Annotated in this window: 9 protein-coding genes; 7 read left to right on the forward strand and 2 right to left on the reverse strand. The window is 64.7% G+C overall.

Features of this window, described 5'->3' with window-relative positions; translation table 11 throughout:
- Positions 1-325 precede the first annotated feature (325 nt).
- Both D0Z70_RS13140 and D0Z70_RS13145 read right to left on the reverse strand, forming a co-directional pair.
- Positions 326-1,492, reverse strand: a complete 1,167-nt coding sequence (locus D0Z70_RS13140; protein WP_119747402.1) for a pyridoxal phosphate-dependent aminotransferase — start codon at positions 1,490-1,492, stop codon at positions 326-328.
- A gap of 264 nt (positions 1,493-1,756) precedes the next feature.
- Positions 1,757-2,914 carry a pyridoxal phosphate-dependent aminotransferase gene (locus tag D0Z70_RS13145; protein WP_119747149.1) on the reverse strand — a complete coding sequence of 386 codons (1,158 nt, stop codon included), beginning with the start codon at positions 2,912-2,914 and terminating at the stop codon, positions 1,757-1,759.
- Between the two features lie 142 nt (positions 2,915-3,056).
- Here D0Z70_RS13145 and ptsP point away from each other — a divergent pair, with 142 nt between their 5' ends.
- The 7 genes from ptsP to guaB all read left to right on the forward strand — a co-directional run bounded on the left by ptsP (position 3,057) and on the right by guaB (position 12,353).
- Positions 3,057-5,330, forward strand: coding sequence for a phosphoenolpyruvate--protein phosphotransferase (ptsP, locus tag D0Z70_RS13150; RefSeq protein ID WP_119747150.1), 2,274 nt, complete (start codon positions 3,057-3,059; stop codon positions 5,328-5,330).
- A gap of 84 nt (positions 5,331-5,414) precedes the next feature.
- Positions 5,415-6,395 (forward strand): helix-turn-helix domain-containing protein, encoded by a 981-nt coding sequence (locus D0Z70_RS13155; protein ID WP_119747152.1) that lies wholly within the window; start codon positions 5,415-5,417, stop codon positions 6,393-6,395.
- Positions 6,396-6,489: 94 nt separating this feature from the next.
- Positions 6,490-7,431 (forward strand): tol-pal system YbgF family protein, encoded by a 942-nt coding sequence (locus D0Z70_RS13160; RefSeq protein ID WP_119747154.1) that lies wholly within the window; start codon positions 6,490-6,492, stop codon positions 7,429-7,431.
- A complete protein-coding gene (tilS, locus tag D0Z70_RS13165) occupies positions 7,422-8,402 on the forward strand; it encodes a tRNA lysidine(34) synthetase TilS (RefSeq protein ID WP_119747156.1) in 981 nt (326 codons plus the stop codon). The genes D0Z70_RS13160 and tilS overlap by 10 nt, the downstream gene beginning before the upstream one ends.
- Positions 8,403-8,496: 94 nt before the next feature.
- Positions 8,497-8,688: a hypothetical protein gene (locus D0Z70_RS13170; RefSeq protein ID WP_006954928.1), complete on the forward strand. Its 192-nt coding sequence runs from the start codon at positions 8,497-8,499 to the stop codon at positions 8,686-8,688.
- 77 nt (positions 8,689-8,765) lie between these two features.
- Positions 8,766-10,715, forward strand: coding sequence for an ATP-dependent zinc metalloprotease FtsH (gene ftsH / locus D0Z70_RS13175; RefSeq protein ID WP_119747404.1), 1,950 nt, complete (start codon positions 8,766-8,768; stop codon positions 10,713-10,715).
- Between the two features lie 180 nt (positions 10,716-10,895).
- Positions 10,896-12,353 carry an IMP dehydrogenase gene (gene guaB / locus D0Z70_RS13180; RefSeq protein ID WP_119747158.1) on the forward strand — a complete coding sequence of 486 codons (1,458 nt, stop codon included), beginning with the start codon at positions 10,896-10,898 and terminating at the stop codon, positions 12,351-12,353.
- Positions 12,354-12,356 lie beyond the last annotated feature (3 nt).

The following is a 12,356-nucleotide window of genomic DNA, read 5'->3' on the forward strand; positions in this document are numbered from 1 at the left end:
CCCTACCAGAAGATCGACGGTGGCCACCCTTCTCAGGAAAACCTTCCTACACCACCCCGTGGGACACGACCTCTTTTGGTCCGCTAGGCGTGAAGGTTATTCCGCGGCGGATGTGATTTCGGGCCGTGTTTAGGCTCGTCCCGAACCGCATCTTCTCTTCCGCCAAACCGCACTTTCTCTTTTCAACTAAGTCCGCTTTTAGGGCGAGATTACGTAGTCACCTACGGCCATAAAAGGCGCATGCCAGACACCCTAAATCTCCCACCAAAAAAGGGCGCCCGGTTGCCCGGACGCCCTTCTTCGTTTCGTAAGGAAAGGGGATGCCTTACGCTTTATAGACCTTGTCGACTGCCGCGCGGAATTTGGCCATGTCGTCGGCGGAGCCGACGGTGACGCGGGAGACGGTGGGCCAGATGGCCCAGCTGCGGCCGATCTGCACCTTTTCCGGGGCGGCCAGCAGCGCGGCCTGCATGTCCTTGGCGGGCTTTTTCCAGTTCACCATGAACATATTGGCCTGGCTGCCGGGGTGGACCTCGATGCCCTTCTTGGTGAGCCAGGCGATGGTTTCCTCGCGATTGGCGATCATCTCGTTCCGGCGCGCCTTGATGAGGGCGGCTTCGGTATAGACCGCATTGCCGCAGTGCATCGCGGTGATCGCGAGGCCCCCGGCCGCCGGGCCGAACAGCATGATGCGCTTTTGCACTTCGGGATCGGCGAAGGTGAGGCCGAGGCGCACGCCGGCCATGCCGAACAGTTTGGAGAAGGTCCGCATGACGATGATGTCCTTGCGGGTGCCGATCAGCGTGGCGGCGCTGGGGCTTTCCGAGAAGTGGAGATAGGCTTCGTCCACCAGCAGCATGGAATCGGCAGGCTTGTTGTCGAGCAGCCACTGGATGTCGGCCAGCGGCGTGATCGTGCCGGTCGGGTTGTTGGGCGTGCAGATATAATAGAGGCCCGCATTGGGGTTGGCGGCCAGCATTGCCTTCACGTCATGGCCCTTGCCGATGGCCTGGGGTGCCTTGGCGATGGGAGCCTTCATATAGTCGGCGGTGCGCCAGGCGGATTCGAAGGTCGGGTCGGCGGTCACCAGACCCTTGGTCGGCGAGCAATAGGCCGCCACGATGCTGACCAGCGGGCCGCCCGAACCGGGCCAGGGCATGACATGGCTTTCGGGGATACCCTCGACCGTGGCGACCGTCTTGACCAGATCGCCGCGATAATTGTCGGGGTCATACCAGTTGCCGAACGATGCGGCTTCGGCAGCGGCGGCGACGCCGGACGGGAAGGGGCCGGTCCAGCATTCGTTCGCGCCGATGCGCACCGCGCCCTTGATGCCGCGCCCGGCCTGCTGCTGCGCCATCGCAGCGCCACCCAGCATCGAGCTGGCGGCCACGCCGGCGCCCAGCAGCGCGGCCACTTCGGCCAGCTGGCGGCGGGAATAGCCGCGTTCGATCAGATCGTCTCTGGCATCCTTGTCGAGCATCATGGTCATGTCGTCTGTCCCTTTGTCCAGCCATCCGGGCGTTCGTTCCGGGGGTTCATGGGGATAAACGAAGCGGCGGCGCATTTCCGCAATGCGCCGCCGCCGGAGTCTGTAAATTTTATGGTGGTAAAGGGTCTGTTGCGAAATGCGCGAAAGAGCGCATTTCGGTTACCGCACCGGCCCACACCCCCACCCGACCTCCCATCCAGGATACACTCTGTGGGCGGTCGGGTGGGGGTGCGGGCCGGTGCGGCCTCCAAAAGGGGCCTGCCGTTACGCTTTCCACACCTTGTCCACGGCGGCGCAGAACGCGTCCATTTCCGCCGCCGACCCCACCGATACGCGCGACACATTGGGCCAGATCGGCCAGCTGCGGCCAATTTGCACATTTTCCGCCAGCAGCGCGTCGGCCATCGGCTTGGCGGGCTTGCCCCAATCGATCATGAACATATTGGCATGGCTGCCGGGGATGACCTTGATCTTCTTCTTGGTCAGGAAGGCAATCGCCTTGTCGCGATTGGCGTTCATCTCCGCGCGGCGCGCCTTGATGAGGTCCGCCTGCGCGACCGATACCGTGCCGCACGCCACGGCGGTCATCGGCAACATGCCGGTCACTTGCCCGCCATCATAACGCATCATCTTTTCCATCAGCGCGGGCGCGGCGAAGGTCAGGCCCAGCCGCATCCCCGCCATGCCGAACAGCTTGGAGAAGGTGCGCAGCACGATCACGTCATCACGGGTCGCGGCCATGCTGGCGGCGGTGCCGGTCTCGGTCCAGTGGATATAGGCTTCGTCCACCACCAGGATCGCGTCCTTGGGCTTGTTGTCGGCCAGCCACTGGATGTCCGCGATCGGCGTCACCGTGCCGGTCGGGTTGTTGGGCGAACAGACATAATAGAGCCCGGCTTTGGGATCAGCCGCCAGCATCGCCTTGACGTCATGCGCATAATCCTTGGTCAGCGGCACTTTGGTCACTTTCGCGCCCAGCCAGTCGCCGGTCCGCCAGATCGCCTCATAGGTCGGGTTGGCGGTGACGATGCCGCGCGTGGGCGAGGCGAAGGCGATCGCGACGCGGCTCAGCGGATCGGACGATCCGGGCCAGGCGACGATGCGATCGGCGGGAACGCCCTCGACCGCGGCCACCGCATCGAACAGTTTCTGATGCTCATTGTCGGGTTCATAGCGATTGCCCTCGGTCACCAGCTTGAACGCGGCTTCGGCGGCAATCGGGAAAGGGCCGGTCCAGCATTCATTCGCGCCGATTCGGACAGCGCCAGCGACGGGCTTCGCCGCCTGCTGCGCTACAGCGCTTGTCGCACGGATCGCCGCTGCGCCAGCGCCCAGCAGCGCGGTCGCCTTGGCCAGTTGCCGCCGCGAATAACCCCGGTCCAGAAGATCGCGTTCAAACGCCGTTTCACCTGATGTCGCCATGGTCCCATTCTCCCTGAAAGCCGACTTTGTCCTCTTAGACGATTGTACAGAATGTTTCCGCCATGCAAATGACCTCTGCTTAACTATCGCGCTGCATGAATCGCCTTGGAAAGCAGGCCGCCGATCTGATAGCGCTGGCGCCATGCCCAGCACACCCGCCGCCGCCGCCCGCCAGATCCTCACCCGCCTTCAGGAAGTGATGGCGTCGCGCACCAGCGCGCAGGCCAAATTGAACAAGGTGGTGGAGATTATCGGCCAGTCGCTGTCGAGCGAGGTCTGCTCCATCTATCTGGTGCGCGAGGGCGTGCTGGAACTGTTCGCGACCCGTGGCCTGAAGCAGGAGGCGGTCCATGTCACCCGCATGGCGATGGGGGAGGGGCTGGTCGGCCTGATCGCCACCAATGTCGAAACGCTGAACCTGGATGAGGCCGCGTCGCACCCGGACTATAGCTATCGCCCCGAAACCGGCGAGGAACTGTTCCACAGCTTTGCCGGCGTGCCGATCGTGCGGCGCGAAAGGGCGATCGGCGTCCTGTGCGTGCAACATGCCGAACCGCGCAAATATGAGGAAGTGGAGATAGAGGCGCTTCAGACCGTCGCTATGGTGATGGCGGAACTGATCGCCAACGCCGAACTGGCCGATGACGGGCCAAGCGACCAGCGCGTCACCGACACTGGCACGACAATGCTGCACGGGCTGCAACTGGTGATGGGCATGGCGCGCGGCCATGCGGTGTTCCACCAGCCGCGCGTCCATATCGAACATACGGTCGCGGAGGATACCGAGGCCGAGCGGCAGCGCGTCATTTCCGCCTTTGCCAAGATGCGAGAACAGATTGACCGGATGACCGGCGCTGCTGAATTCGGCATGGAGGGCGAGCATCAGGAGGTTTTGGAAACCTACAAGATGTTCGCCTATGACGAAGGCTGGACCCGCCGGATCAATGAGGCGATCGACAGCGGCCTGACTGCCGAAGCGGCGATCGAACGGGTGCAGCAGCGCACCCGGATGCGGATGCGGCAGATTGACGATCCGCTGCTGTCCGACCGGATGCATGATCTGGAGGATCTGGCCAACCGGCTGCTGCGGATCGTGTCGGGGCAGCTGGGCACGGCGGCGCAGATGGGCCTGCGGCAGGATGCGATCCTGATCGCGCGCAACCTGGGTCCGGCCGAACTGCTTGAATATGATCGCCGTCGCCTCAAGGGTGTGATTCTGGAAGAAGGGTCGCTCACCGCCCATGTCACCATCGTTGCGCGCGCCATGGGCGTGCCGGTGCTGGGCCGCGTGCGCGACATCCGCCATCTGGTGAATGAGGGCGACCTCATCCAGATGGACGTCAACGCCAATGCGCTGCTGATCCGCCCGACCGCCGATATGGAGGAGGCGTTCGATAACAAGCTGCATGTGACGCAAAAGCGCCGCGCCGAATTTGTCGCGATGCGCGATCTGCCATCGGTCACCGCCGACGGGCAGCGGGTGGAGCTGATGGTCAATGCCGGCCTGCGCGAGGATGCGCAGGCGCTCGACATGGTGGGCGCAGACGGCATCGGCCTGTTCCGTACCGAGTTCCAGTTTCTGGTATCCGCCACCCTGCCGCAGCGCGAAAAACAGCAGCGGCTGTACAAGGATGTGCTGGACGCGGCGGGCGATCGCCCGGTCATCTTCCGTACCGTCGATATCGGCGGCGACAAGGCGCTGCCCTATATGCAGCGTGAAGATGAGGAGCTGGAGGATAATCCGGCGATGGGCTGGCGCGCGCTGCGGCTGGCGCTCGACCGCGACGGGCTGATGAAGGCGCAGGCGCGCGCCCTGCTGGAGGCGGCGGCTGGCAAGGTGCTGCACGTCATGTTCCCGATGGTGTCGGAACCCTGGGAATATGAGGAGGCGCGCGCGCTGGTCGAGCATCAGCGCATATGGTTGCAGGAGCGCAAGAAGAAGCTGCCGATCGCGGTCAAATATGGCGCGATGCTGGAGGTGCCTGCGCTCGCCGAAGTGCTCGACATATTGCTGCCCCGGCTCGATTTCCTGTCGATCGGCACCAACGACCTGACCCAATTCCTGTTCGCGGCCGACCGCGCCCACCCGCGCCTGGCCGAGCGCTATGACTGGCTGAGTATCGCGATCCTCCGCTTCCTCGACCGGGTGGTGCGGACCTGCCGCGACTATCAGGTGCCGGTCGGCGTCTGCGGCGAAATGGGCGGGCGCACGCTTGAAGCGATGGCGCTGGTTGGCCTTGGTATCCGCCGCCTGTCGATCACCCCGGCATCGGTCGGGCCGGTCAAGGCGATGATCCGCGCGATCGACGCTGCGGAATTGCAGGCGCTGATGCGCGAACTGCTGGACGGCGGCGCGCGCGACATTCGGGCGCGGCTGACGCAATGGGCGGTTGAACGGAACATCGAACTGGGTTGAGATGAGCTGTGCAGGGTTGACGCGGCGTTGACAATCCCCGACGCTCAATGAGACAAGACCGACCATATAAGGTCGCGGAGCAGCATGGCAGACGAAACAGAAGTGGACACCGGTGCGGACAGCGCGCCGGAAATGCAGCCCGACACGCCCGGCGCGAAACTGCGTGCCGCGCGGGAGGCGTTGGGTCTGTCGCTGGCAGAGGTCGCCACCCGCACGCGCATTGCGCTGCGGCAGTTGGAAGCGATTGAGCGCGACGATTATGCCGCCCTGCCGGGCATTCCCTATGCGGTCGGCTTCGCCCGTGCCTATGCCCGCACCGTTGATGTGGACGAGGTCGCAATCGCTGCGGAAGTGCGCCAGGCGGTGCATAGCAGCGACATGGGTGCCAATCGCTACGAAGCGTTCGAGCCGGTCGATCCCGCCCGCGTGCCGTCGCGCACGCTGGCCTGGACCGCGGCCATCATCGTCCTCATCCTGATCGCCGGTTATACGCTCTGGCGCTCGCAATCGCTGACGCCGCCGACCGGCGAGGAAATCGCCCAGGAACAGGCAAATGCCACAGCCCCCGCCGCCGCCAGCGCTGCGCGGGTAGCGCCAGCCGCACAGCCCGTCGTCTTTACCGCCATCGACGACGTCTGGCTGCGTATCTATGACGAAACGGGCGAACGGCTGAAGGACGGCCTGCTCAAAAAAGGCGAAGCATTCACCCTGCCTGTAGGCGCGCGCAACCCGATGATCCTGACGGGTCGGCCGCAATCGCTCAGCGTCACTGTGGGTGGAAAGGTCGTGCCGCCGCTGGGCGCACCGGACCGGACCATCGCCGACGTGCCGGTCAGTGCCGAGGCGCTGCTGGCGCGCGGAACGGCTGCTGCTGCCGCACCGACAGCGACCACAGCGCTCCCGCCGCCACGCCCCACGCAGCGCCGCTCCGCACCGCGTGAAGCCACATCCCAGCCGACTGGCGAAACGACACCCGCCGCTGCGCCAGGCACAGCGCCAGCACCGACCCCCGCTGCGCCCGATCCTGCTTCGGCACCATCGGGGAGCGACGCTACCGGGGGCTGAGCATCGTTTCCGGCCTTGGGCAGGGCGAAAGTCGCGCTTTACCGCGCGAAATAACGCCTTATGGTTAAGGCTAGTAAGTTAGTCGGGGAATATCATGCGTCACGCCTTCTTCGCGACCTCCTGCCTGGCATGGAGTGCGCCGCTCCTGCTGGCGATCGCGCCGCCAGCCCTCGCCCAAACGGCATCGGTCGATGCGCGGGTCGGTCGGCTGGAAAAGGAAATGAAGGCTGTCCAGCGCAAGGTTTTCCCGGCAGGCGCGCCGATCGAGGCGGAGATTGTCCGGTCCGCTGCACCCAGCATTTCGCCCGGCTCGCCATCCTCCTCGCCGATATCGGACCTGACCGCGCGCGTCGGCGCGCTGGAATCGCAGCTGGCGTCGATTACCGGCCAGGTCGAGGAAAACAGTTTCAAGCTCAAGCAGCTGGAAGACTCGTTCAACAAATATAAGGCCGAAATCGAAGGCCGCCTGCTCCAGCCTGAAACGCCCCCCGCCGTGAAGCCGACGGCGGCTGCATCCGTGGCTGGCGATACCGCGCCGGTCGCGGCCAAGCCTGCGGCACCCAAGCCTGCGCCTGCACCCGCCACCCCGGTCGTGAGCGAGGCCCGCAAGGCGGCGGTCGCCGCAATCGAGCGGCCCGATACGGGTGATGCGCCGATGGACGCCTACAGCTATGGCTATCGCCTGTGGGATGCGAAATATTATCCTGAGGCGCAGGCGCAGCTGAAAGCCACGGTCGACAAATATGGCACATCGCCGGTCGCCAGCCGGGCGCAGAATCTGCTGGGCCGCGCCTATCTGGACGAAGGCAAGCCTGCTTTGGCCTCGGTCGCCTTCTACGAAAATTATCAGAAGCGCCCACGCGGCGATCGCGCGCCCGACAGCCTTGCCTATCTCGGCGAAGCGCTGATCCAGCTCAAAAAGCCCGCCGACGCCTGCAAAGTCTATGCGGAACTGGAGCAGGTCTATGGGACGAGCCTGTCCGCCAGCCTGCGCGGCATGATGGACAAGGGCCGCACCAGGGCGAAGTGCAGCTGACGAGTGACCGCGCTGGCCTGCAAGCCCGGCTGATCGCGGCGACACAGGCGCTGGTGGGGGATGACCCGGCGGCGCGCTTTGGCGTTGCGGTGTCGGGCGGGCCGGACAGCATGGCGCTGCTCTATCTGGCGGCTCAGGCCTTTGCCGGGCGGGTGGCGGCGGTGACGATCGACCATGGCCTGCGCCCGGCTTCCGCCGACGAAGCGGCCATGGTCGCGCGCTGGTGCGCGGGGCAGGGCATCACCCACCATGTCGCAACGCCCGATACGCCGCCCGCTGGCAATATTCAGGCCTGGGCGCGGACGCAGCGTTATGCGCTGATCGAACAATGGCGCGCCGCGCAGGGCATCGACTGGATCATGACGGCGCATCATGCCGACGATCAGCTGGAAACATTGCTGATGCGGCTGAACCGAGGGTCGGGGGTCGGTGGTCTGGCGGGGGTGCGCGGGCGGTCCGGCACGGTCATCCGCCCGCTGCTGGGTGTGCGCAAGGCCGTGCTGCAGCAACTGGTGGATGATGAAGCGCTGCCGCATGTCCATGACCCCTCCAATGTGGATCCACGGTTCGACCGGGCGGCATTGCGTGCGGCGCTTGCCGGGGCGGACTGGCTGAACCCGGAAGCTGCAGCCCGCAGCGCAGCGGCGCTGGCGGAGGCGGAGGCTGCGCTGGACTGGAGCGTTGCTGAATTGGCTGCGCGTCATGTCGAACGGGACGGGGTGCAGTGGCGGCTCGATCGCACCGACCTGCCGCGCGAATATCTGCGCCGTCTGATCCTTCACATGCTGCACACTGCCGCGCCCGATACACCAGCGCCAAGGGGCGATGCGCTGGATCGCGCGATCGGCGCGGCGCAGGCCGGAGGGCAAGCGAATCTGGGGGACTGGCTGCTGCGGGGCGGGTCGGTCTGGACGCTACGTCCCGCGCCGCCGCGCGCTGATCCCAAAAAAGTTCCGCAACCCGACGCATGAACCCAACGGCCTGCCGTTTTTGTGCGCCGCAACAGTCTTTCCTTAACGCCGCCCATGCGTCATTCTGCGCGGAAATAAGCGGAGATTTGCAGCGATGGTGGAATTTGCGGCCCTGACCTACGGCCTGTTGGCCAGTGTCATTCTTTCGGCAGCGCAACGTAACCACAAGCTGGCCCGGCCACACCCGCCGCTGCTGCTCTATCTGGGCTATCTTCTCTGCGGCCTGTCAGCGGGGCTGGCGCTGGTGCTGGCCTATCTCGTGATTGTCCAACTCACCGTCGGTTAATCCTCTCCAGATAGGGTTTGCCCCACGCTTGCGCTTTGCAGGACGCGCCCTATCTTGGCGGGTGAAAGAGAGTGATGATGAACGACGAGAAAGACCCGCAGGGCAATCCCTGGATCAAGAGCGCGATGATTTGGGCAGGGGTGATTGTCGCCCTGTTGCTGTTCGTGTCCATGTTCGACAGCCGTTCCGCCTCCACCGCCGGGACCGGCATCGCCTATTCCGAATTCCGCTCGAAAGTGCAGGAAGGGCAGGTCAAGGACGTCGCCATCGCGCCCAACAAGATTTCAGGCACGCTGGCCAGCGGCCAGAAGTTCAACACCATTCCGGTCAGCGATCCTGGCCTCACGACCCTGCTGGACGATAATGGCGTCAAATATTCGGGCCAGGCCGAAGAGCAGCCCAGCTTCTGGATGATCCTCATCTACCAGTCGCTCCCCTTCCTGCTGATCCTTGGCATCGCCTTCTTCGTGCTGCGCCAGATGCAGAAGGGCGGCGGCGCGGGCGGCGCGATGGGCTTTGGCAAATCGAAGGCCAAGCTGCTGACCGAAAAGCATGGCAAGGTCACGTTCGATGACGTCGCGGGCATCGACGAGGCGCGCGAGGAATTGCAGGAGATCGTCGAGTTCCTCAAGAACCCGACCAAATTCGCCCGTCTGGGCGGCAAGATCCCCAAGGGCGCGCTGCTGGTCGGTTCGCCCGGCACCGGCAAGACGCTGCTGGCCCGCGCGATCGCGGGCGAGGCGGGCGTGCCTTTCTTCACCATTTCCGGCTCCGACTTTGTCGAAATGTTCGTGGGCGTCGGTGCCAGCCGCGTGCGCGACATGTTCGAGCAGGCGAAGAAGAACGCGCCCTGCATCGTATTCATCGATGAAATCGACGCGGTCGGCCGCCATCGCGGCGCGGGCCTTGGCAATGGCAATGACGAGCGCGAACAGACGCTGAACCAGTTGCTGGTTGAGATGGACGGCTTTGAAGCCAATGAAGGCATCATCATCGTTGCGGCCACCAACCGTCCCGACGTGCTGGACCCTGCGCTGCTGCGTCCCGGCCGCTTCGACCGGCAGGTCGTGGTGCCGCGTCCCGACATTGAAGGTCGCGAGAAAATCCTGGCCGTCCATATGAAGAAGGTGCCGCTGGCCCCTGACGTCGAACCGCGCACCATCGCGCGCGGCACGCCCGGCTTTTCCGGCGCGGACCTCGCCAATCTTGTCAACGAAGCGGCGCTGATGGCGGCGCGGCGCGGCAAGCGGCTGGTTGCGATGGACGAATTTGAAGCGGCCAAGGACAAGGTGATGATGGGCGCGGAACGCCGCTCCATGGTCATGACCGACGATGAAAAGAAGATGACCGCCTATCATGAGGCTGGCCACGCCATCGTCTCGGTCCATGAGGCGGCGTCCGACCCTATCCACAAGGCAACGATCATTCCGCGCGGTCGTGCGCTGGGCATGGTCATGCGCCTGCCCGAACGGGACAGCTACAGCTATCACCGGGACAAGATGCACGCGAACATGGCGGTCGCCATGGGTGGTCGCGTCGCTGAAGAGATTATCTTCGGCTATGACAAGGTGTCGAGCGGCGCTTCGGGCGATATCCAGTACGCGACCAAGCTGGCGCGCGACATGGTCACCCAATGGGGCATGTCCGACAAGCTGGGTCCGCTGCAATATGAAGAGCAGCAGGGCGAAACATTCCTGGGTTATTCGCAGAGCGCCCGCGTCCATATGTCGGACGAGACTGCCAAGCTGATCGACAAGGAAATCCGCGGGCTGGTGGAGCAGGGCTATAACCGGGCCAAGGAATTGCTGACCGGTCATGAGGATCAGTTGCACCTGCTGGCCAACGCCATGCTGGAATATGAAACGCTGAGCGGCGACGAGATCAAGGCGCTGCTGGAAAAGGGTGAGATCACCCGCGACGATGGCACGACGATCAAGCCGTCGGTCATTCCGGCAGCCGGTTCCTCCATCCCCCGCGCGGGCAAGCGCAAGGGACCGTTTGGCAACCCGTCGCCCGCCGGAGCCTGATCCCGCAAACGTGAATTAGGGCGCGCGACCGCAGGGTTGCGCGCCCTTTTTCACGCCCCTGCCGCCAGCGCAATAAAATGCCCCAAAGGGACTGGCCGTCCGCCGCCATAGTGGTTACATGGGCCGCCACAAATCCCCCGGAACCAACCAGAGGTTCCGCATCAGAAAGTGGCATTTTCCATGGATATCCGCCTCGGCCTCACCTTTGACGACGTGCTGTTGCAGCCCGGCGAATCCGACGTGCTGCCCAGTCAGGCGGACACGTCGACCTACGTCACGCGCGAGATAAAGCTGAACATCCCGATCCTGTCGTCGGCGATGGATACGGTGACGGAGGCCGACATGGCGATCGTCATGGCGCAGTTGGGCGGCATCGGCGTGCTGCACCGGAATATGACGGTGGAGGAACAGGCCGACGCGGTGCGCGCGGTCAAGCGGTTTGAAAGCGGCATGGTCGTCAACCCCATCACCATCCTGCCCAGCGCGACGCTGGCCGACGCGCAGATGCTGATGCAGAAGCATCGGATCAGCGGTATTCCGGTGGTTGAAGAGTCCGGCAAGCTGGTCGGCATATTGACCCATCGCGACACCCGCTTTGCCGAGAATCCTGCCCAGCCGGTCAGCGAACTGATGACCAGCGAAAATCTGGCCGTTGTCCCCGCCGGCGTCAGCCAGGACGAAGCCAAGCGGTTGCTGCACCAGCGCCGGATCGAAAAGCTGCTGGTGGTGGATGACGCCTATCGCTGCGTCGGCCTGATCACGGTCAAGGACATGGAAAAGGCGGTCACTTATCCGCAGGCGACCAAGGACGGCACCGGCCGCCTGCGCGTGGCGGCGGCGACCACGGTGGGCGACAAGGGGCTGGAGCGCAGCGAGGCGCTGATCGACGCGGAATGCGACCTGATCGTCATCGACACCGCCCATGGCCATAGCAAACAGGTTTCCGCCGCCGTCGAAGCGGTCAAGCGCCTGTCCAACCATGTTCAGGTGGTTGCCGGTAATGTCGCCACTGCCGAGGCGACCCGCGCGCTGATCGGCGCAGGGGCGGATTGCGTGAAGGTCGGCATCGGGCCGGGATCGATCTGCACCACCCGCGTCGTGGCAGGCGTCGGCGTGCCACAGCTGACCGCGATCATGGATTCCGCCGAAGCCGCCGCGAAGCTGGGCGTGCCGGTGATTGCCGATGGTGGCCTGCGCACGAGCGGTGACGTGGCCAAGGCGCTGGCGGCGGGCGCAGGCTGCGTCATGGTCGGATCGCTGCTGGCAGGCACCGCCGAAGCGCCCGGCGAAACCTTCCTCTATCAGGGCCGCGCCTATAAGAGCTATCGCGGCATGGGCAGCGTCGGCGCGATGGCGCGCGGCAGCGCCGATCGCTATTTCCAGGCGGACATCAAGGACCAGATGAAGCTGGTCCCCGAAGGCATTGAGGGCCAGGTGCCGTTCAAGGGGCCGGCCAAGGATGTGATCCACCAGCTGGTCGGCGGCGTGAAGGCCGCGATGGGCTATACCGGCAGCCGCACCATCCCCGACCTGCAGGAACGCGCCCGTTTCGTGCAGATCACCAATGCCGGGCTGTCCGAAAGCCATGTCCATGACGTCACCATCACGCGGGAAGCGCCCAATTATCCGACGCGCTGAGTC

Source organism: Sphingobium terrigena (assembly GCF_003591655.1).
Classification (GTDB): Bacteria; Pseudomonadota; Alphaproteobacteria; order Sphingomonadales; family Sphingomonadaceae; genus Sphingobium; species Sphingobium terrigena.